Consider the following 21,632-nt stretch of genomic DNA (forward strand, 5'->3'; position numbering starts at 1 on the left):
CGTCAGAGCCTCCGTCAGAGCCAGCCGAGGTCGCGGGCGGCGCGGACCGCGGCGTGCCGGTTGTCGGCGCCGAGCTTGGTCACGGCCGCCGACAGGTAGTTGCGGACCGTCCCCTCCGACAGCCCGAGGCCGCGCGCGATCCGCGACACCGGGGCGCCGTCCGCCGCCGCGCGCAGCGCGTCCAGCTCGCGCGGGGTCAGCGGGCACTCCTCGGCGGCGAGCGCGTCCGCCGCGAGCTGCGGGTCGATGTACCGGGCCCCGCCCGCGACCTGCCGGATCACCTCCGCGAGCCGCGCGCCGGGCGCGTCCTTGCCGAGGAACCCGCGCACCCCGGCGGCCATCGCGCGGCGCAGGTTGCCCGGGCGGCCGTGCGCGGTGACGATCACCAGCCGGCAGGCGGGCAGGTCGCGGGCCAGCCGCTCGGCGGCGGCGAGGCCGTCCAGCCCCGGCATGTCGATGTCGAGGACGGCGACGTCCGGTTTCAGCGCGAGCGCCCGGTCGACGGCCTCGTCGCCGCGGCCCACGTCCGCCGCGACCTCGATGCCGTCCTCGGTCTCCAGCAGCAGGACGAGCGCCTCCCGGATCAGCAGGTGGTCGTCGGCCAGCAGCACCCGGATCATCGGTCTCCCTCCACCGGCGCGGCGGGCAGCGCGGCCGTGACGCGGAACGTCCCGTCCCCGTCCGGCCCGGCGCGGAACTCGCCGCCCGCCGCCGCGATCCGCTCGGCGAGCCCCGGCAGGCCGCTGCCGGCGTCCCCGGCGGAGCGGCGCGCGGCGCCGTCGTTGACGATCTCGACGCGGACGCCGCCGCCGTCCGCCCGCACGCTGATCTCGCACCAGGTCGCGGTGGAGTGCCGCAGGACGTTCGTGGCGGCCTCCCGCGCGACCCAGCCGAGCGGTTCGTGGACGTGCGCGGGCAGCGCGGGCGACACCGCGGGCGGCTCGCACCGGATCCCCGCCGCGCGCAGCACCGCCGACATGCCGTCCAGCTCGGCGGCCAGCGACGTCGCCCGGTAGCCGCGGACGACCTCGCGCACGTCGCGCACCGAGTCGCGCGCCATCCGCTGGATCTCGGCCAGCTCCTTACGGACGCGCCCGCCGTCGCGGTCGAGGAACCGTTCGGCGACCTCGGCGCGCAACGCCACCGCCTGGAGGCTGTGCCCGAGCACGTCGTGCAGGTCGCGCGCGAACCGCTGCCGCTCCTCCCCGACCGCCGACCGGGCCAGCTCGGCCCGCGCCTCCCGGAGCTCCTGCACCACATGGAACAGCCAGACCGTGACGTATCCGGAGAAGGCGCCGAGCGGCACGCCCGTCACCTCGTACAGGACGGTCAGCGCGGGCAGGCCCAGCAGGACCCCGTAGACCGGCGTCAGGACGGTCGCGGCCGCGGCGACCGGGACGGCCTCGCGCACCGGCAGCACCACCGCGATCAACCCGGACGGGACGAGCAGCGCGTTGCCCCACCCCTGGTCGACGCCCAGCAGCGGCGCCGTCCAGCACGCCGCGGCGATCGCGGCGAGCCCGAGCCGGTGCGCGGGGCGGGTGCGGCGCATCAGGTTCAGCCACAGCAGCCGCGCGTACCCGGCGAAGACCGCCGCGACCCCCAGGAACCCGAACGTGAACCCGGCGGCGTCGCGCGCCCCGACGGCCTCGTTCCAGAGCGCGGGCACCATGAAGCCGCTCAGCGTGAGGACCGTCATCCCCACGATCGTCGCGGCGATCACGGTGGGCCGCGGAATCCAGGGCTGCACGCGCCCAGCGTACGTGCCCGCCACGCGACCGGGTCAGGCCGCGCGGGCGGGGCCGCGGCCGGCCGGCGCCCGCCCCTCGTCCAGGACGCCCACCCGGTCGGCGCGGCACGCCTCGCCGGGGTCGCGGGTGGTGAGCACGACGGTCGTGCCGTGCGCGGCCAGGCTGCGCAGCACCGCCCGCACCTCGCGGGCCGGTGCCGTGTCGAGCCCGGCCGTGGGCTCGTCCAGGAGCAGCAGGTCGGAGCGGCCGACGAGGGCGAGCGCCAGGTCGAGCCGCCGCCGCTGCCCCTGGTCCAGCCGCTCGAACGGTACGGCCGCGGCGCCCGCGAGGCCGACACGGTCCAGGGCGTCCGCGCGGGTGAGCGGGTCGAGCGTCCAGCGCCGCCACGTGTCGACGACCTCGGCGACCGTCAGCCCGGGGAACAGTCCGCCGTCGCGCCAGACGGCGCCGCTGCGCGCCGCGCCGCGGTCGGCGTACGGGTCGGCGCCGTGCACCCGGACGGTCCCGGCCGCGGGGCGCCGCAGCCCGGCGAGCACCTCCAGCAGCGCGGTCTTGCCCGCGCCGTACCGTCCGAGCACCGCGTAGATCTCGCCGGACGCCACGGTGAACGCGACGTCGCGGGCGGCGCCGTCCAGTTCCAGGCCGCGTACCTCGATCACGGGTGCCTTCATGCCGTCCATGCTTCCCGCGCGGGGCGCGGGCGTGCAGTCACGGGCATCAGGAATCGGCCATGACGAACCCACGGGCGACCCGTGACGAATGTCAGGGCCCGGCGAGGATCTCCGGGCCGATCTGCTCGGGCCGGGAGATCCCGGCCAGCGCCATCGTCAGCTCCATCTCGGCCTGGAAGCAGCGCAGGACGTGCTGGACGCCGGCCTGCCCGGCCAGCGCGAGCCCGTAGGCGTACGGGCGGGCCAGCAGGACGGCCTTCGCGCCGAGCGCGAGCGCCTTCACCGCGTCGGCGCCCGTCCGGATCCCGCTGTCGAACAGCACGGTCGTCCGGTCGCCGACCGCGTCGACGACGCCGGGGAGCGCGTCCAGGGACGCGATCGCGCCGTCCACCTGCCGGCCGCCGTGGTTGGAGACGATCACGCCGTCCATGCCCGCGTCCACGGCCGCCCGCGCGTCGTCCGGGTGCTGGATGCCCTTGAGCGCGATCGGGCCGTCCCAGTGCTCGCGGAGGAACCGCAGGTCGTCCCAGGTCAGCGACGGGTTCCCGAAGTTGGCGACCCAGTGCAGCAGCGCCATGTCGCGGTTGGCGGCGGTGACGGGCCCGCCGACCGCCCGCTGGAAGACGGGGTCGCTGAAGTAGTTCGCGACGCCGATGCCGCGCAGGAACGGGAGGTACGCCTGGTCGAGGTCGCGGGGCCGCCACGCCATCGTGAACGTGTCGAGGGTGACGACCAGCGCGGTGTAGCCTGCGGCCTTGGCCCGCTCGAGGAAGCTGACGGCGAGGTCCCGGTCCTTGGGCCAGTACAGCTGGTACCAGCGCGGCCCTTCGCCACCGGCCTCCGCGACGTCCTCCATGTGGTGGGACGCCGCCGTGCTCAGCACCATCGGGACGCCTTCGGCGGCCGCCGCGCGCGCCACCGCCGGTTCCCCGTCCGGGTGCATGATCGACAGGACGCCGATGGGCCCGAGCAGGACCGGGGACGGCATCGCGGTGCCGAGCACGGTCACCGAAAGGTCGCGTTCGGCGACGTCCCGGAGCATCCGGGGGACGATCCTGCGGCGGTCGAACGCGTCCCGGTTGGCCCTCGCGGTCGCCTCGCTTCCGGCCGAGCCCGCGACATAGCCGAACGCCTGGGCCGACAGCGCGCGCTCTGCCAGGCCCTCCAGTTTCGTGAGGTCGGTGGGCAGAGGCGGGACGACGTCACCGAGGCCCTGCAAATAGATCGAGTTCTGGAAGTCGGCCAGCCCGCTCACGAAGCGTCCTCCTCGCGTAGTCCGGTGCCACCGGCACCGTCGATCGGCGAACGTATCCTCGATCTCCGGGTGGCATGTGCACAACTGTCTCTGGGACCGGCCACAATAAGGCGCATGGCACGACGCGGATCCCAAGCCCCTCCCCCGCCGCCGGACTTCGAAGAGAACATCGTCGACGTCGATGTCTCCGAGGAGATGCGCGGCAGCTTCCTCGAGTACGCCTACTCGGTCATCTACCAGCGGGCGCTCCCGGACGCGCGCGACGGGCTCAAGCCCGTCCAGCGCCGCATCCTCTACTCGATGAACGAGATGGGGCTGCGTCCCGACCGCGGGCACGTCAAGTGCGCCCGCGTCGTCGGCGAGGTCATGGGCAAGCTCCACCCGCACGGCGACAGCGCGATCTACGACGCGATGGTGCGGATGGCGCAGCGCTGGGCGATGCGGATGCCGCTCGTCGACGGGCACGGCAACTTCGGGTCGCTCGGCGGCGACGACATGCCCGCCGCCATGCGGTACACCGAGGCGCGGATGACCCGCGAGGCCATGCAGATGGTCGGGACCATCGACGAGGACACCGTCGACTTCCGGCCGAACTACGACGGCCAGGAGGAGGAGCCGGAGGTCCTGCCCGCCGCGTTCCCGAACCTGCTGGTCAACGGCGCGTCCGGCATCGCCGTCGGGATGGCCACCAACATGGCCCCGCACAACCTCGACGAGGTGGTCGCCGCCGCGCGGCACCTCATCGACCACCCCGACGCCACCCTCGACGAGCTCATGAAGTTCGTCCCCGGGCCCGACCTGCCCACCGGCGGCAAGATCGTCGGACTGGACGGCATCCGCGACGCCTACGAGAAGGGCCGGGGCACCTTCCGCACCCGCGCCACCACGACCATCGAGAACGTCACGCCCCGCCGCAAGGGCATCGTCGTCAGCGAGCTCCCGTACGCGGTCGGGCCCGAACGCGTCAAGGCCAAGATCAAGGAACTGGTCAACGCCAAGAAGCTGCAGGGCATCGCCGACCTGAAGGACCTCACCGACCGCAACGTCGGCCTCCGCCTGGTCATCGAGATCAAGAACGGCTTCAACCCCGAGGCCGTCCTCGCCGACCTGTACAAGCTGACGCCGATGGAGGAGACCTTCGGCATCAACAACGTCGCCCTGGTCGACGGGCAGCCCCGCACCCTCGGCCTCCGCGACCTCCTGCAGGTCTACGTCGACCACCGCATCGAGGTCGTCCGGCGCCGCTCGCAGTTCCGCCGCAAGAAGCGCGAGGACCGCCTCCACCTCGTCGACGGCCTCCTTGTCGCCCTGCTCAACATCGACGAGGTCATCCGGATCATCCGGGAGAGCGACGACGCCGCGCAGGCCAAGCAGCGGCTGATGGAGATCTTCGAGCTGTCGGAGATCCAGTCGCAGTACATCCTCGACACGCCGCTGCGCCGGCTGACCCGCTTCGACCGGCTCGAACTGGAGAAGGAGAAGGAGCAGCTCGCGAAGGAGATCGCGAAGCTGACGGCGATCCTCGAATCCGAGCGCAAGCTGCGGAACCTGGTCTCCAAGGAGCTCGGCGAGGTCGCCAAGGAGTTCTCGACGCCCCGCCGCACGGTCCTCCTCGAAGCCTCCGGCCAGACGGCCGCGACGGCCGTCCCGCTCCAGGTCGCGGACGACCCGTGCACCGTGCTCCTGTCCTCCACCGGCCTGCTGGCCCGCACGCACGACGCGTCGCCGCTGCCCGACAGCGGGCCCCGCGCCCAGCACGACGTCCTGCTCTCGGCCGTCCCCGCGACCGTCCGGGGGCAGGTCGGCGCGGTGACGAACCTCGGGCGGATGGTCCGGATCGAGGTGGTGGACCTGCCGACGCTGCCGCCCACCGCGACGCCCCCGTCCCTCGCGGGCGGCGCCCCGGTGACCGAGTACGTCGACCTCGAACCGGACGAGACGATCGTCGCGATCGCGTCCCCGAACGACGTCGGCGGGGGCCTGGCCCTCGGAACCGCCCAAGGCGTGGTCAAACGCGTCGTCCCCGACTTCCCGCACAACCGGGACGAGTTCGAGGTCATCACCCTCAAGGACGACGATCGCGTCATCGGCGCCGTCCAGCTGCAATCGGAGGACGAACACCTCGTCTTCATCACCAGCGACGCGCAACTGCTGCACTACGCCGCCTCGCTCGTCCGCCCGCAGGGCCGGATGGCCGGGGGCATGGCGGGCATCAAGCTGGGCGAGGACGCGCGCGTCCTGTGGTTCGGCGCCATCGACCCGGCCCGCGAGGCGCGCGTGATCACGATCTCCGGTTCGTCCTCGGCCCTGCCGGGCACCCAGACCGGAGCGATCAAGATCGCCGACTTCGCCGACTACCCGTCGAAGGGCCGGGCCACCGGCGGCGTCCGGTCGCACCGGTTCCTCAAGGGCGAGGACGTCCTGCTCCAGGCGTGGGCGGCCCTGACGCCGCTGCGGGCCGCCGGGCCGGGCGGCAAACCGGCCAACCTCAACGCCCCCCTCGGCCGCCGCGACGGCTCGGGCGACGAACTCGACACGACCATCACCACCATCAGCGGCCCCCTGGGCCCGCCCCCGGACGACTCCGGGGCGTGACGGAGGGCCGGGCCGCGAGGCCCGGCCCTTTCACGTAGGGGGCGCCTGCCGCGTGTGGTGGTCCAGCAGGCGGGTGAGCAGTTGGACGAACCGGTCGCGTTCGTCAGGCAGCAGCGGGGCGAGCAGTTCCTCGTGCAGATCGTCCAGAACCTTGTCGAGGCAGCGCAGCCGCGCGCGTCCCTGGGTGGTGATCGTGATGACGTTGCGGCGCCGATCGCCGGGATCGGGCGCCCGCTCGACGAGAGAGCGCCCGGCCAGTTCGTTGAGGACGCCGACCATGTCGCTGCGGTAGATGCCCGTGCGCCGGCTCAGCGTCGCCTGGCTGCCCGGCCCGAACTCGTGCAACGAGGCGAGCACGGCGTAGTGCCACTTGTGGGCGTCGACCTCGGCCAGCCCCTCGGTCGTCAGCCGATCCGACTGCGCGGACAGGTGTGACAGCAGCCGGCTGGCCCGCCGGCGCAGCCTCTCCGGCGTCCTGATCCCGTCGTCGGGCATGTCCGCGGCTTCGGCTCTGCTCATGCCCCCGATCCTACCCACTTGCGTTAGTGGGACTAACGATATAAATTCGTTCACGGCACAAACGTTAGTGAGATGAACGTTAATCAAGCGAACGAAACGGAAGATCGTCATGACGAACTCGACCCCGCCCTTCGGTACCGCGCTCATCGGCCAGACCGAGAAGGCGCTCAACGCGATCCTGGACCGGCAACTCGCCGGGACCGGCATCACCGAGCCCCAGTGGGTCACCCTCACGCTGACCGTGGTCGGCGGCGGGTCCGTCGACCGGTCCGAGCTCATCCGCCGGGTCAGGAAGGCCTCGCAGTTCAGCGAGGCGTCGGTGGCCGAGCGCATCGCCGAGCTGACCACCGCCGGACTCCTGCGCGACGGCGGCGACGGCCGCGTCCAGGTCACCGACGAAGGGCAGGCGCGCTGGACGCGGGTCCGCGCCGCGATCGGCCCCATCACCCAGGAACTGTGGGGCGACCTCCCGGCCGAGGACCTGGACGCCGCGGGCCGCGTCCTGAGCACCGTCCTGGACAGGGCCAACGCAGTGCTGGCCACCCGCTGAACCTCACCCCTGCCGTCCAACGAAAGAGGATGTCATGTCCACGAACACACAGATCGCCGACCGCATGGAGATCGCCGACCTGCTCGCCCGCTTCGCGCTCCTGCTCGACGAGAAGCGGTGGGACGACGCCGCCACCGTCTTCGCCGAGGACGTGGCCGTGCACTCGCCCCGCGGGGGCGAACTCCGCGGCATCGGCGAGGTCGTCGACTTCATGCGCAAGGGCGAGGTCGAGGGGGAGCACACCCAGCACACGACCACCGACCTGCTGGTGGACGTCGACGGCGACCGGGCCTCCGCGTCGGCGAACTCGACCGTGTACTACTACCGCGACGGCCAGGCGCCCCACTTCACCGGCGGCCTGCGGCAGCGCTTCACCGCGGCTCGGACGGCGGCGGGCTGGCGCCTCCGCGACGTGCAGGTCACGCCCGCCTGGACCCGCGAGTACTGACCGCGTGAGGGGCCGGCCGTGACACCGGCCCCTCACGCGTCCAGGTCCTCCCCGCACCGGACGATCTCCTCAGCGACATCGGCGAGGTCCGTCACCGCGAACTTGCGCGTCCCCACCGGCGGCAGCGTCACGGAGACGGTGCCGTCCCGAACCCACGCGGTGATCCCCGCGCGCACGGACAGGACGGCCATCCCCCACCCCGCGCTGACGTGCGTGCGCCCGATCCCCCGCGCCGCGAGCACCCGCCCAAGCTCCCACGCGGCCCGGCGGCAGTCGTTCCCCGGAGCCACCGGCAGGCACCCGGCCGGTGCGGGCAGGCCGAAGTAGACGACCTTCCCCGGCACCGTCGCGAGCCCCAGCGACGACCGGCTCCGATGAAGCCCCCACCTGCCCCCGTGCTCCCGCACCAACGCGTCGACGATCTCCAGCCCCCGCCCGCTCTCCGCCCCGGCGTCCGGCCGGAGCGCCCCACGGGGCGACGCCCCGATCCACGACCCGGAGTCGAAGACCTTCACCACCAGCTCCGTCCCGCTCTCCCGCCCGTAGATCCGGACCTCGGGCAGCCCGGCCGTCGGCGTGATGCTCAGACCGCGACCGCCCAGCGAGTGGACGAACACGTTCGCCGCCAGCTCGGACACCATCGTCACCGAGTCCTCGACAAGCACGTCCGGCAGCCGGAGCCCCGCGAGGACGTCCCGCACGAACCCGCGAGCCGTCCCGGCGCACGTCCCGTCCACCGGCAACGTCCGCACGGCGCACCCGCCCCGCCGCACGAGCGCCGCCCCATCTGGCGTCTGCCACATCCTGACCACCCCGCGATCGGTTGCCGCCAAGCAGCCGGACCGAGAGTCATCGGCCACTTGCACACTGTGATAGCTGGGACTATCCACGAGCACGGATGATGGCACAAGTCCTTTGGAATAATTCCTCAAGGCAATGTCCAGCAGGGACTTGAGAACAAGCCATAGAGTGAGGTGTTGATGTCTCGAGAGCACAGCCCGACCTTTCGCCGCAGGCTGCTTGCGCGCGAACTACGGAAGATCCGACGCGACCGTCAACTGACGAACGCTCAGGTGGCCGAGGCGATGGATGTTCGCCAACCCTGGATTAGTCGTATCGAAACGGGCGCACGTGGCATTCAACTCAAAGACCTCAAACGCCTCCTCGACTTCTATGAGATCGGTCCGGGTGACTATCGCGACAAGCTGGTCGACCTCGCCAAGGAAGCCCGACAACGCGGCTGGTGGCACGCTTACCGCGATGTGCTCCCGCCTCAGTACGCCGAGTACATCGGCTTGGAGGCCGAGGCGTCCGAAGTCCTAAACTTCGAGCCCTTGTCCGTACCCGGCCTCCTCCAGACCGCCGACTACGCGCGAGCCATGATGTCAGGCACCCTGACAGAGATGAGCGAAGAGGAGATCGAGCGACGCGTCGAAGTCCGGATGGCACGACAGACGCTGCTGACTGTCACCCCATCGCCCCGCCTGTGGTTCATCATCGATGAGGCCGCCCTTCGCCGCCTCGTCGGCGGCCCGAGCGTGATGCGCACACAACTGCGCCATATCCTTGAACGCGCCAGACTTCCCCGAGTCAAAGTCCAGGTGCTGCCACTGGCGGCCGGGGCCCACCCGGGCACCGCTGGTTCGTTCGCGATCATTCGCTTCGCCGAAGCATCGGAGCCGATCCCCTACATCGAAACCATCGCTGGCGATCTATATTTGGAGAAACCTGAAGAAATACGGACATGCAACTTGGCGTGGTCATACCTGACGGCCAAGGCGATCGGCCCGGTCGAATCACTTGAGCTGATCTCCAAAGTTGCGGAGGAGTGCTAGCCATGTATCGATCCCCCGCCAGCGCAACCTCTCTCACCTGGCGCAAGAGCAGCCACACTCAGGCCAACGGCCAGTGCGTCGAACTAGCGACGACTCCCGGCGCCTGCCTCGTCCGAGACTCCAAGGACCCGGACGGCCCAACGCTCACCGTCTCTCCGAGCGCCTGGTCGACGCTCCTCACCGCCATCAAGACCGGCACCCACAACATCCGCTGACCGCCAGGGAGTGCAGGCATGTCCCCGTCCTCTGCCCTTACCCCCCATGCGTGGCGCAGGAGTTCCCACTCCGCGCAGGGGGCGAACTGTGTTGAGATTGCGGACGGCTACGGGCGGCGGGCGGTGCGGGACTCCAAGGATCCGCACGGGTCCATGCTCACCGTCACTCCACACGCCTGGTCCTCCCTCCTCGCCCGCATCAAGCAAGGACACCACGACCTGCACTAACAAACCCTGCGAGGATTCATGACCAAGCCTCGGAAGCCCACTTGTCCATCGTCGCCTTGGTGGCGGAAGAGCAGCTACTCCCAGCCTGCGGGCGACGATTGTGTGGAGGTCGCGGAGATTCCCGGACAGTACCTAGTCCGGGACTCCAAGGATCCGAACGGGCCCCGGCTCACCCTCACACCGAGCGCTTGGACCACCCTCCTCACCACCATCAAGACCGGAACCCGCGACATCCGCTGACCGCCGGGGAGAGCAGCCATGTCCCAGTCCCCTCCCCTTACATGGCGTAAGAGTTCCCGTTCAGCGCAGGGGGCGGACTGCGTTGAGGTCGCGGAGATCTCCGGGCAACGCGCGATACGTGACTCCAAGATCCCGGGAGGGGCGACGCTCCCCGTCACCCCACACACCTGGTCCTCCCTCCTCGCCCGCATCAAGCAAGGACACCACGACCTGCACTAACAAACCCTGCGAGGGATCCATGACCAAGCCTCGGAAGCCCGTCTGTCCCCTGTCCCCCCAGTGGCGGAAGAGCAGCTGCTCCCAGGGCGGAGGAACGGAGTGCGTTGAGGTCGCGGAAGCCCCCGGACACTGGTTCGTCCGAGACTCCAAGGACCCGGACGGCCCAACGCTCATCGTCGCGCCAAGCGCCTGGTCGGCGCTCCTCGCCGCCGTCAAGACCGGCGCCCACGACCTGCCCTGAGACCCGGCCACCGGGCGCGGACGCCCCGGCCCTCTCACCCGATCGCGGACCGGGGCACCAACCGGGATCCCGGCATCCGCGCCTAGGGTTCATATCGAACGGGTTTGTTCGATCTGTGCAGGAGGGCATCACCATGCAGCAGCGCACTCTGGGACGTCAGGGACTGGTCACCTCGGCCATCGGGTACGGCGCGATGGGCATCTCGATCGCCTACGGGCCCGGCGACGAGGCCGAGGGGGCCGCGGCAATCCGGCGAGCTCACGAACAGGGCGTCACGCACTTCGACACCGCCGAGCTGTACGGGTGGGGCGCCAATGAGAAGATCGTCGGCAAGACCGTCGCGCCGTTCCGGGACGAGATCACGATCGCGACCAAGTTCGGGTTCACCCGCGAGTTCGGCACGGACTCGCGGCCCGACCACATCCGCGAGGTGCTCGACAACAGCCTGCGTTACCTCGGCGTCGACCACGTAGACGTCCTGTACCAGCACCGGGTCGACCCCGACGTGCCGATCGAGGACGTCGCCGGGACGGTCAAGGAGCTCATCGAGGCGGGCAAGGTCAAGTACTTCGGCCTGTCGGAGGCCGGGCCGCAGACGATCCGGAAGGCGCACGCCGTCCAGCCGGTCTCGGTCCTGCAGACCGAGTACTCGCTGTTCGAGCGCGACGTCGAGGAGCTGCTCCCCGTCCTGCGCGAGCTGGGCATCGGCTTCGTCGCCTACTCCCCGCTGGGACGCGGCTTCCTCACCGGCACCGCCAGGCCCGCCGGGGAGTACGACGCCACCGACATGCGCAACAGCGACCCGCGCTGGCAGCCGGGCAACTTCGAGAAGAACCTCGAGGCCGTCCGGCGGCTGACCGAGCTGGCCGCGTCCAAGGACGCGACCGTCGCCCAGCTCGCCCTCGCCTGGCTGCTCGCCCGGGGCGATGACATCGTGCCGATTCCCGGCACCCGCAGCGTCGCGCGGGTGGAGGAGAACAACGCGGCGGCCGACCTGGCTCTCACCGCCGCCGACCTGGACGCCATCGACGAGATCCTTCCCACCGGCGGCTTCGGCGCGCGTTACGCCGGGGGACGTGTGCCCACCTGGGTCTGACCGTCCGAACCGGGCCGTAGGCTGCATTCCTGCGCGTCGAGGACGGGAGGCCGTGGTGGCTGGGACGACCGTGGACGAGGTGATGGCCGAGCTGGCCGACCTCGAGGACCCGAAGATCCGGGCGGTGAACGAGAGGCACGGCGACGATCACGGCGTGAACCTCGGCAAGCTGCGCGCACTCGCCAAGCGGCTGAAGACGCAGCAGGAACTCGCGGGCCGTCTGTGGGAGACCGGCGACACCGCGGCGCGGCTGCTGGCGCTCCTGATCTGCCGGCCGAAGGCGTTCGAACGGGACGAGCTGGACGGCATGATCCGCGAGGCGAGCAGTCCCAAGGTCCACGACTGGCTCGTGAACTACGTGGTGAAGAAGAGCAAGCACGCCGAGGAGCTGCGGGGTGCCTGGTCCGCCGATCCGGATCCGGTGGTCGCGAGCGCGGGCTGGGCGCTCACCGCCGAACGCGTGGTGAAGAAGCCCGACGGCCTCGACCTCGCGGGCCTGCTCGACGCCATCGAGGCGGGGATGAAGGAGGCTCCGCACCGCCTGCAGTGGGCGATGAACACCTGCCTGGCCCAGATCGGGATCGAGCACGCCGAGCACCGCGACCGGGCGATCGGCATCGGCGAGCGCCTGCGGGTGCTCGAGGACTACCCGACGTCCCCGGGCTGCACGTCCCCGTACGCGCCCGTCTGGATCAACGAGATCGTGCGCCGGAAGCAAAGCGTGTAGGCGCGTCCGGATGTGACAGAACCTCGTCATGGCGGTCACGGGGGCGCGTTCCGCACAATGGGGGCATGCCAGCTCCGCACCGTGTCGTCATCGCCGTGTTCCCCGGCGTCGATCTCCTCGACGTCACCGGGCCCGCCGAAGTGTTCGCGCTGGCGTCCCGGGAGCTGCCCGGCACCCCGTACGAGGTGCTGCTGGCCGGGCCGGACGGCGGCCAGGTGCGGACGAGCGCCGGCGTCCGGGTCGGCGTCGACCTGACGTTCGACCAGGTCGGCGACCGGGTGGACACCCTCGTCGTGCCCGGCGCGCTGGGTCCGGACGGCGCGCCGGTGATCGATCCCGAGCTGGTCGGCTGGATCGTCGGCACCGCCCGGCACGCCCGCCGGGTCGCCTCGGTGTGCGTCGGCGCGCACCTGCTGGCGGCCGCGGGCCTGCTGGCGGGCCGGACGGCGACGACGCACTGGGCGACCGCCGACCGGCTGGCCGCCGACCACCCCGACGTCACCGTCGATCCCGATCCGATCTACGTCCGCTCGGGGAACGTGTGGACGGGCGCGGGGATCAGCGCGTGCATGGACCTCGCGCTCGCCCTCGTCGCAGAGGACCAGGGCGAACGGGTCGCGCTCGCGGTGGCGCGGCAGCTGGTGATGTACCTCAAGCGGCCGGGCGGGCAGAGCCAGTTCAGCGTCCCGCTGTGGCAGGCGCCCACCGAGCGCCGCGACATCGACGAACTGCGCGCGTGGATCATCGCGAACCCGGCCGCCGACCTGTCGGCGGCGGCCCTCGCCGAACGGCTGTGCCTGAGCGAGCGGCACTTCGCGCGGATCTTCCGCCAGGAGACCGGCGGCACCCCGGCCGCGTTCGTCGAGGCGGCCCGCGTGGAGGAGGCCCGGCGGCTGCTGGAGTGCACCGACGATCCGCTCGGTCGGGTCGCCGCCGCGTGCGGGCTCGGGTCCGCGGAGACGCTGCACCGCGCGTTCCGGCGGCGGCTCGGCACCACCCCGGCGGCCTACCGGCGGCGGTTCCGCACCGCCGCCTGACGTCCCGTCACCAACTCTCCGGCCGTGCGGCCGGTGATCCACCATGCCTTCAAGGAGGAGAGATGACCGTTTCGACGCCCCTGCGCGACGTGATCGGCCTCGACGGCGCCCTGCCCGCGCTGTCGTCGAGCACCCTGGTGCTGATCGACTTCCAGAACACCTACCGCACCGGCGTCATGGCGCTGCCGGACGCCGACCGCGCTTTGGACGCCGCCGCGCGGCTGCTGGACCGCGCCCGCGCCGCCGGGACTCCCGTGGTGCACGTCGTCCACGACGGAGGCGAGGGCAGCCCGTACGACATCCGCGCCGAGAGCGGGCGGATCGACGTCCGCGTCGCGCCCCGCGACGGCGAACCCGTGGTCGTGAAGGGCTTCCCCGACTCCTTCCACGAGACCGACCTAACGGACGTCCTGGACGGCTTGGGTGCCGGGCCGGACCTGATCCTGGCCGGTTTCATGACCCACATGTGCGTCCAGTCCACCGCACAGGGCGCGTTCAACCGCGGTTACCGGCCCACCGTCGTCGCGGAGGCCTGCGCGACCCGGCCGCTGGCGGGCCCGGACGGCGCGCCGGTGCCGGCGGACGCCCTGCACGCCGCCGCGCTGACCACGATCGGCGACCTGTTCGGCCGGGTCGCCGCCCGCGCGACCGACCTGCCCGGCTGACGCGTCCGGCAGGGGTGTTACAGTTTCGATCATGGTCTGCATGATCCGGCTCCGAGCCAGCTGAGACGGGACGGCCCGCCGCTCGTCCGGCGGCCGAAGTGCGCCGCGCCACCGTCCGGTGGTGCACCCCACATGGGGTCTGCTCGGCGTTCCCCCGTCCCCCTCGCCCCGTCGCCCGTAACGGCACCGGCGACGTCTTCCCGGCGGCTCGCCCGCTCTTGACTTCAGGCATGCTCGGCATGCCTCGATCCGAACGGACCATGTTCATGCCATCCACGTCCACCGGCCCGGCGGCCCCGCGCCCCGGCGCCCCCACGTTCGTCCTGGTCCACGGCTCCGGGAGCAGCTCCTTCATGTGGGCTCCCGTCCAGCGCGAACTGGCGCTGCTCGGCCACCGCAGCTTCGCCGTCGACCTGCCCGGCCACGGCCTCGACGCGCAGTACCCGGTCGCCTACCAGGCCCCGCAGGACCTCGAGGCCTGGGCCGAGGAACCGTCCACGCTGGCCGGGGTCACCCTGCGGGACAACGTCGACGCGGTCGCCGGCGTCGTCCGGCGCCTCGCCGAGCACGGCCCCGTCGTGCTGGTGGGCGCCAGCCTCGGCGGGACAACCATCACCGGCGTGGGGAACGAGTTCCCCGAGCTGGTGAGCCGGCTCGTCTACGTCTCCGCCTGGTCGTGCGTGCAGCGGGCGAACCCGATCGAGTACATGCAGGAGCCCGAGTTCGCGGACAATCTGATGGCCCCGCTGGCCGCCCTGAACGTCGGAGACCCCGAGCGGCTCGGGGTCGGCCGGGCCAACTACCGCACCGCCGACCCGGAGATGCTGGCCGCGCTCAAGGCGGCGACCATGGCGGAGGTCGACGACGGGCGGTTCCGGGCCTTCCTCAACATCCTGCAGCCCGACGAGTCGATGGGGGTGATGGCGTCGGACGCCCGTGTCCGGGCCGACACCTGGGGAACGATTCCACGGACCTACGTCCGGCTGACCGAGGACCGCTCCATCCCGATCGCCATGCAGGACCGGCTGATCGCCGAAGCGGACGCGCTGACCCCCGGCAACACCTACGACGTGCACACCCTCGACACGTCGCACGCGGGGTTCATATTCCGCGCCGATGAGGTGGCGACCATCCTCGACGGTCTGCCCCTCTAGCACGAGCCGGGCGTGCCGGCGGCCACCCGATCGTGGCCGCCGGCACGCGCGTTCAGTCGGAGGGACGGACGGGACGGCCCAGCCGGCGCCCGATGCGGTCGAGCCGCTCCGCGAAGCTCGCACGCGTGCTGTCCGCGAAGCCGACGAACATGCGGTTGGCGAGCGGGACGGCCCAGCGCGTGGCGCGCGCGACGTTGAAGACGCGGTGGACGAGCCGGGCCCCGTCGGGATGCGGCTCGACGCTCCATTCGCCGCGATACCACCAGCCGCCCTGGAACGCGATGGTCCGGCCGGCCACCTCGACCGTCGAGGTGTGGCCGGGCGCGTCCTCGACCTTGAACCGGCCGCCGCGCACGCCGTCCGGCAGGAGTTCGTCGGCCAGTGCGGTCCAGACGCGGTCGGCCGGTGCCGCCACGATCCCCGCGGCCTCGACGAGCGGCCGCCGCCTCACGCCGCCACCCGGGTGTTCTGGAAGGAGGCGAAGCGCCACCCGCCGGGGGTGCGGACGGCGGTGAGGGACACGATCGACGGACGGTGCGGGCCGCCCGCGACGGCGGTGCCGCCCTCGGAGACCACCAGGGCGGCGCCGTCGGCCAGCGGCCTGACCTGGCCGGTCGTGGCGGCCATGATGGAACCCTTGAGCGGCCCGTCGAAGAGCCACCGGTGCGCGGACTCGATGGCGGCCCGGCCGCGGGCGTGCCGCCCGTCGAACGAGATGTAGTCGGCGTCCTCGGTGAACGCGGCGGCGTAGGCGGTGGCGTCGCCCGCGTTCCACGCCGCGGCGAGGCCGTCCAGCAGGTCGGTGATCTCGGTGTGCGGGGACATGACGCGGCTCCTCGTTGTCGCGGCGCCTATCCTGGGATTCGCGAAGTCCGGACAGGGCGGGCGCCTTGGTTCGGATGTCCAGCCGCCGGGGTGTTGGCGCACCCCGGCGGCCGCGTTCGTCACGGCTCGCCGAGCAGCTGCTTCAGCAGCCCCGGGTCCGTGGTGCTCGACCAGTCCAGCTCGCCCGACTCCAGGCGCGCGATGAGCGCCCGCACCCAGTCGAGTTCCGCACCGGTCAGCGTCCGCTCGTAGTCGAGCTCGATCATCAGGAGGTCGGGCAGGCCGCTCTCGCGCATGGCGCCCAGGTGACCGTCCGTCCCGGCCAGCGTCCCCTCGAGCGCCGCCGCCCTGGTGCGCAGCGACCGCAGCGCCTCGGGCAGCGGGAGGACACCGACGAGCGAGACGGCCGCGGTGAACGTCCGGCGGTCGGGCCCCGGCGTCTCGAGCAGCGTCCGCAGCCGGGTCGCCAGCTCGCGGCGGCCCTCGCCGGTGATCTCGTAGACGGTGCGCTCCGGCCGGCGGCCCTCCCGGACGGTCTCGACCGGCGCGATCAGCTCCTCGCCGGCGAGCCGCTCGACAGCGTGGTAGAGGCTCCTGGGCAGCCCCGTCACGTAGTCCTTGTGGGTGTCGACGATCAGGCGGTGCAGCTCGTACGGGTGGCTCGCCCGCACCGTGAGCATCGCGAGCACCGTCAGGCCGACCAGATCGGCGCGCCGGGCCATGCGCCTCCCTTCCTAGTGCGACTTGCACTATAGCGGACTGCGTCCCAATATATAGCAAGTTGCAATATAGAGGAAGGCACCATCATGCGGATCCTGGTCATCGGCTCGACGGGACGGACGGGCAGGCACGTGCTGTCGCGGGGGGTCGAGCGCGGGCACGAGATCACCGCGTTCGCCCGGCGTCCCGAACTGCTCCCCGAGGACGCCGCGCTCGCGGGCGTCCACCGGGGCGACGCGCACGACCTGGACGCCGTGCGCGACGCGGTGCGCGGCCAGGACGCGGTCGTCGCCGCGGTCGGCGGCAGCCGCATCGCGAGCACGCTCATCACCGCGATGCGCGAGCACGGGGTCCGGCGCGTGGTGATGACGAGCAGCCGCTCGGTGCCCGCCACCCGCCCGCGCCCGGTGGTCGCGCTGGCGTGGCTCTTCCTGCGCGAGGTGTACGCGGACCTCGCGCGAGCCGAGGGCATGCTGCAGGTCAGCGGCCTCGACTGGAGCATCGCGCGCGGTACGAGGCTGACCGACAAGCCCCCGGCCGGACGCGTCCACATCGACTTCGAGGCCAACGCGACGGGCGGGGCGATGCACCTCTCGCGCGCCGACTACGCGACGGCGCTGCTCGACATCGCCGAGGATCCCGCCATGATCGGCCGGGCGGCCGGCATCTGCGGGCCCTGACCTCGGCGGAATGCGGGACGGAAGCGGCACGTCCGGCTATATTGGTCGTACGACTTAAGCAAGCGACCAATTCGCGGCCCGAAACGTCGCCGGAGGCCATCTTGGAGATCGTCAGAACGCCCGCACCGCCGACCGGGGTACGCCGCCTGCTGTGGCGGCTGCCCGTCCACTTCTACCGGCGGGGCCTGGGCGTCCTGATGCCGCCGCGCATCATGCTGCTCACCCACACCGGGCGCAAGTCCGGCAGGCCGCGCCAGGCCGTCATCGAGGTCGTCGAGCGCGGGCCGGACGGGCACGTGGCGGCGTCCGGCTTCGGCGTCCGGTCCGACTGGTACCAGAACGTCCTCAAGACACCGGACGTCACGATCCAGGTGGGGCGGCGCGTCATCCCGGCCACCGCCGTACCGCTGTCGCGGGAGGAGGGCGCGGACCTGATGGCCCGGTACGGGCCGACCCACCCGCGCACCGCCAAGCGGCTCTGCTCGATCATGGGCTACGCGATCGACGGCAGCGTGGACGACTACCGGGCCGTCGGGGAGCGCGTCCCGTTCGTCCGGTTCGCCCCGCGCCCGGACGGGACGGGGTAGGGGGCACCGGGCGGGTGCGCGGAACGCGGCGAGGTCAGGACGTCTCGACGTCGCCCGGTCCCCAGTGGGCCCGCATGCCGGTGATCAGGCCGTCCTCGCCGAAGGTCATCACGTCGATGACGCGGATGCGCATGGCCGGCATCTCCACGGTGAACGCCATGGCCGCGGCGTCGCCGTGGGAACCGCGAATCGGGGCGTCGAGCCTGAGCTCGGCGCCGGACGCCACGGCGTTCGCGTAGAACTCGCCGATCGCGTCCCGGCCGGTGATGGGCGGATTGCCGACGGGGTCCTCGACGGTCGCGTCGGCGGCGAAGAGGGCCACGACGGCCGCGGGGTCGCCGCTGTTGAAGCCGTCGATGTAGGCCTGGAGTGCGGCTTTCATGTCTTCCTGGGAGGGCATGGCGCGACGCTAGCAGCGGCCGTTCGTCCGGTCCGGGGCGTTTCCCGCTGGGCGGGCACCGTGTTTCGACGCCCGTCCCGTCGGGAGTTACACCGCCCGAGTTACAGGGCGCGTAATCACACCGTGCGAGTTACGGCGGTGTGGTCAGCCGGCGAGGCCGTGCTTGAAGGCGTAGGTGACCGCCTGGGCGCGGTCGCGCAGGTTCGCCTTGGCGAACAGGTTGTTGATGTGGGTCTTCACCGTGGCCTCGCCAATGAACAGGTCACCGGCGATCTCGGCGTTGGACCGTCCCTGCGCGATGAGGGCGAGGACCTCGGCCTCGCGGCGGGTGAGGCCGTCGGGGAGGCCGCCGCGGGACGTCCGGGGGCGTTCGCCCGCCGCCACCGCCTCGATGAGACGGCGCTGGACGGACGGGTCGAGCTGGGCCGCGCCGCCGCGGACCGCCGCGACGGCCTGCGCGATCTCGTCGGCGCCGGCGTCCTTGGTCAGGTAGCCGCGGGCGCCGGCCCGCAGCGCGGCGAAGATCGAATCGTCGTCGGCGTAGGTGGTGAGGACGACGACCTCGGTGGCCGGATGCTCCTCCCGGATGCGGCGGGTCGCCTCGACGCCGTCCATCCGGGGCATGCGCAGGTCCATGAGGACGACGTCGGGGGCCTTCTCGGCGACCATCGCGAGGGCCTGCTCGCCGTCGGCGGCCGCCCCGGCCACCTCGATGCCGGGGAGCAGTTCCAGGAGGAGGACCAGCCCCTCGCGGACCACGGTCTGGTCGTCCACGACGAGGATGCGCGTGCTGCTCACCGTCTCCCTCACCCCACCGGCACGCGGAGGGCGACCCGGAAACCCTTGCCGTCCGGGCCCGTCTCCAGGGTTCCGTCGATGAGTTCCGCGCGTTCGCGCATCCCCACGAGGCCGTATCCGCCGCCGCCCAAGTCTAGGCCGGGCTCCGTTCCGCCGGTATCCGTAACTTCCAGTTCGACCGTGTCCTTGAGGTAGCGCAGGAGGACCCGTGCGCGCGCGCCGGGCGCGTGCTTGCGGACGTTCGTGAGCGCCTCCTGCGCCGTCCGGACGACGGTGAGCCCGGCCTGCGCCGACAGTTCGCGGACCGTCCCGGTGACCTGGACGTCGCAGGGACGGCCCGTGGTGACGTAGAAGTCCTCGGCGAGTTCGGCGATGACCTCGCGGGGTTCGGGGATCTCGCCGCGGAGGGTGGCGAGGGCGCGCCGGGTCTCCTCGAGGCCGGACCGGGCCAGGTTGCGGGCGCGCTCGACGCGGTCGAGGGCCTGCACGCGGTCGCCGTCCCGCGACAGCAGCAGCCGCGCCCCCTCGAGGTGGACGACCTGGGCGGACAGGGAGTGCGCGAGGATGTCGTGGATCTCCCGGGCGATGCGGGAGCGTTCGGCGAGCACCGCGTTGGCGGCCTCGGCGCGGCGGGCCGCCTGCTGCGCGGCCATGCCCTGGCGGGTGGCGAGCCCGCCGAGGATGATGCCCGCGAACGCGACGAGCAGGCCGATGTCGACGCCGTCCCCGACGAACCGGCCGAGCACCGTCACGGCGGCCGCGACGAGCGCCCCGAAGGCCATTCCCCAGTACAGGGGCAGCCGCATGCACAGGGTCCAGAGGGCCGGCATGCACATGTAGAGGGCGCCGTCGTAGTCGGGGTTGACGGCGAACAGGACCATGGCGATCGGGAAGGCCGCCACGAGGCAGGGGATCAGCGGCGTGCGCGAGCGCGCGCCCGCCTCGCGCCGTCCCAGCAGGCCGCAGATCAGGACGGCGAACAGCGCGAGGTTGAGCGCCGAGACGGCGAGTCCGGCGCCGCTGAGGCCGGGGGCCGGGTCGGTCGTGAACAGGCGGTAGAGGTAGGAGCCCACGCCCCAGCCGATGAGGCCGCCGACGACGATCACGCGGGCGATCAGCTCGGCGCGCCGGGCCGTCCGGCCGCAGCTCACGGGCTCGTCCATGGACACGACGGTATGCGCTCCGGACGGCCGTGGCATCGGCGCCCGGCTGGAACGTCGCCTCCACCACCGGGTGGAGACCGTCGCGGCGCGCCGGTCCGACCCCCCGCGAACGTCCGGCGGCCAGGGAAGATGCGCTGCTCAGGTATTGACCGATCGATCGATCGACCGTTAGTGTCCGGCCTGATCGATCGATCGGTCGATCAGGATCGGCACCGGCATCCGAGGAGGCGGACATGGGCACCACCGGCGGAACGGCCGGGGGGCGGTCACGGCGGAACGGGACGGGCGCCGGGGAACCGGCGAACGTCCGCCTCTCCCGGGCCGCGCTGGAACTGTTCGCACAGAAGGGCTTCCACGCGACCGGGATCCGCGAGATCGGGGCCCACGCGGGAGTGAGCACGTCGATGCTCTACCACTACCTGCGCTCCAAGGACGAGGTGCTGACCGACCTCGTGCTGGAGGGCGTCGACCGGCACGGCCAGGCGCTGGAGAGCGCGTGCGCCGCCGTCGACCGGCCCGAGGAGCGGCTCGCCGCCCTCATCGGGGTGCAGATCATCATCCCCGTGAAGCACCCGCACATGAGCCGGTTGCTGCAGCAGGAACTGCATGTGAGCGACTGGTCGGCCACCCCGGCGATCAGCGGCCGGCTCGCGCGGACCAACCTCCTGTGGAGCGAGGTCCTCGAGGACGGGCGGGCCGAGGGCGTCTTCACCTTCGAGTCGGTGTCGCTGACCCGGATCGCGCTGATGCGCTCGACCACCCTGGTCACGCAGTGGTACCGGGAGGAGGGGGCGCTCGGGCCGGAGGAGATGGCGGCGCGGTTCGCCGACCTCGGTCTCGGCACCGTCCGCGCGGCCCGCGACGGCCGCCCGCTCCGCTTCGGCGACCTCGCCGCCCCGTCGATCCCCGGGCTCATCGAGATCGTCGAGGCCTCCCACCGGGACGTCTGGTGGTAGCGGCCCCGTCCCGGCCCCGAGCCTTCGAGGAGGTACCCCGATGAGAACCGGCACTCC

Annotated in this window: 29 protein-coding genes; 17 read left to right on the forward strand and 12 right to left on the reverse strand. The window is 72.1% G+C overall.

The features are described 5' to 3' along the window. Positions 1 to 14: 14 nt before the first annotated feature. The 4 genes from F7P10_RS07295 to F7P10_RS07310 form a co-directional block, all read right to left on the reverse strand. Entirely contained in the window at positions 15 to 620 is a 606-nt protein-coding gene (locus tag F7P10_RS07295) for a response regulator transcription factor (protein ID WP_151008650.1), read from the reverse strand. After that, a complete protein-coding gene (locus F7P10_RS07300) occupies positions 617 to 1,750 on the reverse strand; it encodes a sensor histidine kinase (protein ID WP_151008651.1) in 1,134 nt (377 codons plus the stop codon). The genes F7P10_RS07295 and F7P10_RS07300 overlap by 4 nt, the downstream gene beginning before the upstream one ends. A 33-nt stretch (positions 1,751 to 1,783) precedes the next feature. Then, positions 1,784 to 2,422 carry an ATP-binding cassette domain-containing protein gene (locus F7P10_RS07305; protein WP_151008652.1) on the reverse strand — a complete coding sequence of 213 codons (639 nt, stop codon included), beginning with the start codon at positions 2,420 to 2,422 and terminating at the stop codon, positions 1,784 to 1,786. Positions 2,423 to 2,513: 91 nt separating this feature from the next. Further along, positions 2,514 to 3,677 (reverse strand): lactate 2-monooxygenase, encoded by a 1,164-nt coding sequence (locus F7P10_RS07310; protein ID WP_151008653.1) that lies wholly within the window; start codon positions 3,675 to 3,677, stop codon positions 2,514 to 2,516. A 114-nt stretch (positions 3,678 to 3,791) separates the two neighbouring features. On the opposite strand from F7P10_RS07310, the gene F7P10_RS07315 reads away from it, so the two are divergent. After that, positions 3,792 to 6,272: a DNA topoisomerase (ATP-hydrolyzing) subunit A gene (locus tag F7P10_RS07315; protein ID WP_151008654.1), complete on the forward strand. Its 2,481-nt coding sequence runs from the start codon at positions 3,792 to 3,794 to the stop codon at positions 6,270 to 6,272. 30 nt (positions 6,273 to 6,302) lie between these two features. On the opposite strand, the gene F7P10_RS07320 is transcribed toward F7P10_RS07315, so the two are convergent. Continuing rightward, complete coding sequence (locus F7P10_RS07320) at positions 6,303 to 6,791, reverse strand: MarR family winged helix-turn-helix transcriptional regulator (RefSeq protein ID WP_151008655.1); 489 nt, start codon at positions 6,789 to 6,791, stop codon at positions 6,303 to 6,305. Positions 6,792 to 6,900: 109 nt separating this feature from the next. Between F7P10_RS07320 and F7P10_RS07325 the strand changes: the two genes are divergently transcribed. Both F7P10_RS07325 and F7P10_RS07330 read left to right on the forward strand, forming a co-directional pair. After that, entirely contained in the window at positions 6,901 to 7,341 is a 441-nt protein-coding gene (locus tag F7P10_RS07325) for a MarR family winged helix-turn-helix transcriptional regulator (RefSeq protein WP_151008656.1), read from the forward strand. Positions 7,342 to 7,375: 34 nt separating this feature from the next. Further along, positions 7,376 to 7,789 (forward strand): nuclear transport factor 2 family protein, encoded by a 414-nt coding sequence (locus F7P10_RS07330; RefSeq protein ID WP_151008657.1) that lies wholly within the window; start codon positions 7,376 to 7,378, stop codon positions 7,787 to 7,789. Positions 7,790 to 7,821: 32 nt separating this feature from the next. Here F7P10_RS07330 and F7P10_RS07335 read toward each other — a convergent pair whose 3' ends face one another. Continuing rightward, the gene (locus tag F7P10_RS07335) at positions 7,822 to 8,592 is read right to left on the reverse strand and encodes an ATP-binding protein (protein WP_151008658.1); all 771 of its coding nucleotides are present in this window, start codon (positions 8,590 to 8,592) and stop codon (positions 7,822 to 7,824) included. 177 nt (positions 8,593 to 8,769) lie between these two features. On the opposite strand from F7P10_RS07335, the gene F7P10_RS07340 reads away from it, so the two are divergent. The 11 genes from F7P10_RS07340 (at position 8,770) to F7P10_RS07390 (ending at position 15,446) form a co-directional block, all read left to right on the forward strand. After that, positions 8,770 to 9,624, forward strand: a complete 855-nt coding sequence (locus tag F7P10_RS07340; RefSeq protein ID WP_254716737.1) for a helix-turn-helix transcriptional regulator — start codon at positions 8,770 to 8,772, stop codon at positions 9,622 to 9,624. 2 nt (positions 9,625 to 9,626) lie between these two features. Beyond that, positions 9,627 to 9,839 carry a DUF397 domain-containing protein gene (locus tag F7P10_RS07345; RefSeq protein ID WP_151008660.1) on the forward strand — a complete coding sequence of 71 codons (213 nt, stop codon included), beginning with the start codon at positions 9,627 to 9,629 and terminating at the stop codon, positions 9,837 to 9,839. 18 nt (positions 9,840 to 9,857) lie between these two features. After that, positions 9,858 to 10,067: a DUF397 domain-containing protein gene (locus tag F7P10_RS07350; RefSeq protein ID WP_151008661.1), complete on the forward strand. Its 210-nt coding sequence runs from the start codon at positions 9,858 to 9,860 to the stop codon at positions 10,065 to 10,067. An 18-nt stretch (positions 10,068 to 10,085) separates the two neighbouring features. Beyond that, the gene (locus F7P10_RS07355) at positions 10,086 to 10,307 is read left to right on the forward strand and encodes a DUF397 domain-containing protein (protein ID WP_151008662.1); all 222 of its coding nucleotides are present in this window, start codon (positions 10,086 to 10,088) and stop codon (positions 10,305 to 10,307) included. Between the two features lie 18 nt (positions 10,308 to 10,325). Then, positions 10,326 to 10,526 carry a DUF397 domain-containing protein gene (locus F7P10_RS07360; protein WP_151008663.1) on the forward strand — a complete coding sequence of 67 codons (201 nt, stop codon included), beginning with the start codon at positions 10,326 to 10,328 and terminating at the stop codon, positions 10,524 to 10,526. Between the two features lie 19 nt (positions 10,527 to 10,545). Next, positions 10,546 to 10,767: a DUF397 domain-containing protein gene (locus F7P10_RS07365; protein WP_151008664.1), complete on the forward strand. Its 222-nt coding sequence runs from the start codon at positions 10,546 to 10,548 to the stop codon at positions 10,765 to 10,767. A gap of 133 nt (positions 10,768 to 10,900) precedes the next feature. Further along, entirely contained in the window at positions 10,901 to 11,863 is a 963-nt protein-coding gene (locus F7P10_RS07370) for an aldo/keto reductase (protein ID WP_151008665.1), read from the forward strand. 82 nt (positions 11,864 to 11,945) lie between these two features. Further along, the gene (locus tag F7P10_RS07375; protein WP_151017893.1) at positions 11,946 to 12,590 is read left to right on the forward strand and encodes a DNA alkylation repair protein; all 645 of its coding nucleotides are present in this window, start codon (positions 11,946 to 11,948) and stop codon (positions 12,588 to 12,590) included. Positions 12,591 to 12,655: 65 nt separating this feature from the next. After that, positions 12,656 to 13,627 (forward strand): GlxA family transcriptional regulator, encoded by a 972-nt coding sequence (locus F7P10_RS07380; protein ID WP_151008666.1) that lies wholly within the window; start codon positions 12,656 to 12,658, stop codon positions 13,625 to 13,627. A gap of 62 nt (positions 13,628 to 13,689) precedes the next feature. After that, positions 13,690 to 14,292, forward strand: coding sequence for an isochorismatase family protein (locus tag F7P10_RS07385; RefSeq protein WP_151008667.1), 603 nt, complete (start codon positions 13,690 to 13,692; stop codon positions 14,290 to 14,292). 266 nt (positions 14,293 to 14,558) lie between these two features. Beyond that, positions 14,559 to 15,446, forward strand: a complete 888-nt coding sequence (locus tag F7P10_RS07390) for an alpha/beta fold hydrolase (RefSeq protein ID WP_151008668.1) — start codon at positions 14,559 to 14,561, stop codon at positions 15,444 to 15,446. Positions 15,447 to 15,498: 52 nt separating this feature from the next. On the opposite strand, the gene F7P10_RS07395 is transcribed toward F7P10_RS07390, so the two are convergent. The 3 genes from F7P10_RS07395 to F7P10_RS07405 all read right to left on the reverse strand — a co-directional run bounded on the left by F7P10_RS07395 (position 15,499) and on the right by F7P10_RS07405 (position 16,993). Next, on the reverse strand, positions 15,499 to 15,897 hold the full coding sequence (locus F7P10_RS07395) for a hypothetical protein (protein WP_151008669.1): 399 nt from the start codon (positions 15,895 to 15,897) through the stop codon (positions 15,499 to 15,501). Next, the gene (locus F7P10_RS07400; protein WP_151008670.1) at positions 15,894 to 16,271 is read right to left on the reverse strand and encodes an SgcJ/EcaC family oxidoreductase; all 378 of its coding nucleotides are present in this window, start codon (positions 16,269 to 16,271) and stop codon (positions 15,894 to 15,896) included. Before F7P10_RS07400 ends, F7P10_RS07395 begins: the two co-directional genes overlap by 4 nt. A 119-nt stretch (positions 16,272 to 16,390) precedes the next feature. Further along, positions 16,391 to 16,993 (reverse strand): PadR family transcriptional regulator, encoded by a 603-nt coding sequence (locus F7P10_RS07405; RefSeq protein ID WP_151008671.1) that lies wholly within the window; start codon positions 16,991 to 16,993, stop codon positions 16,391 to 16,393. Between the two features lie 84 nt (positions 16,994 to 17,077). Between F7P10_RS07405 and F7P10_RS07410 the strand changes: the two genes are divergently transcribed. Then, positions 17,078 to 17,671 carry an NAD(P)-dependent oxidoreductase gene (locus F7P10_RS07410; RefSeq protein WP_151008672.1) on the forward strand — a complete coding sequence of 198 codons (594 nt, stop codon included), beginning with the start codon at positions 17,078 to 17,080 and terminating at the stop codon, positions 17,669 to 17,671. A 101-nt stretch (positions 17,672 to 17,772) separates the two neighbouring features. Then, positions 17,773 to 18,258, forward strand: coding sequence for a nitroreductase family deazaflavin-dependent oxidoreductase (locus F7P10_RS07415; protein WP_151008673.1), 486 nt, complete (start codon positions 17,773 to 17,775; stop codon positions 18,256 to 18,258). Positions 18,259 to 18,292: 34 nt separating this feature from the next. Here the strand turns inward: F7P10_RS07415 and F7P10_RS07420 are convergent, their stop codons facing one another. From F7P10_RS07420 to F7P10_RS45020, 3 genes are all read right to left on the reverse strand, one after another. Continuing rightward, on the reverse strand, positions 18,293 to 18,658 hold the full coding sequence (locus F7P10_RS07420) for a nuclear transport factor 2 family protein (RefSeq protein WP_151008674.1): 366 nt from the start codon (positions 18,656 to 18,658) through the stop codon (positions 18,293 to 18,295). A gap of 144 nt (positions 18,659 to 18,802) precedes the next feature. Further along, positions 18,803 to 19,456: a response regulator transcription factor gene (locus tag F7P10_RS07425; RefSeq protein WP_151008675.1), complete on the reverse strand. Its 654-nt coding sequence runs from the start codon at positions 19,454 to 19,456 to the stop codon at positions 18,803 to 18,805. An 8-nt stretch (positions 19,457 to 19,464) separates the two neighbouring features. Continuing rightward, on the reverse strand, positions 19,465 to 20,619 hold the full coding sequence (locus F7P10_RS45020; protein ID WP_151008676.1) for a sensor histidine kinase: 1,155 nt from the start codon (positions 20,617 to 20,619) through the stop codon (positions 19,465 to 19,467). Positions 20,620 to 20,852: 233 nt separating this feature from the next. Between F7P10_RS45020 and F7P10_RS07435 the strand changes: the two genes are divergently transcribed. Further along, a complete protein-coding gene (locus F7P10_RS07435) occupies positions 20,853 to 21,575 on the forward strand; it encodes a TetR/AcrR family transcriptional regulator (RefSeq protein ID WP_151008677.1) in 723 nt (240 codons plus the stop codon). The last annotated feature ends 57 nt before the right edge of the window (positions 21,576 to 21,632 follow it).

This window comes from Actinomadura sp. WMMB 499, assembly GCF_008824145.1.
Classification (GTDB): Bacteria; Actinomycetota; Actinomycetes; order Streptosporangiales; family Streptosporangiaceae; genus Spirillospora.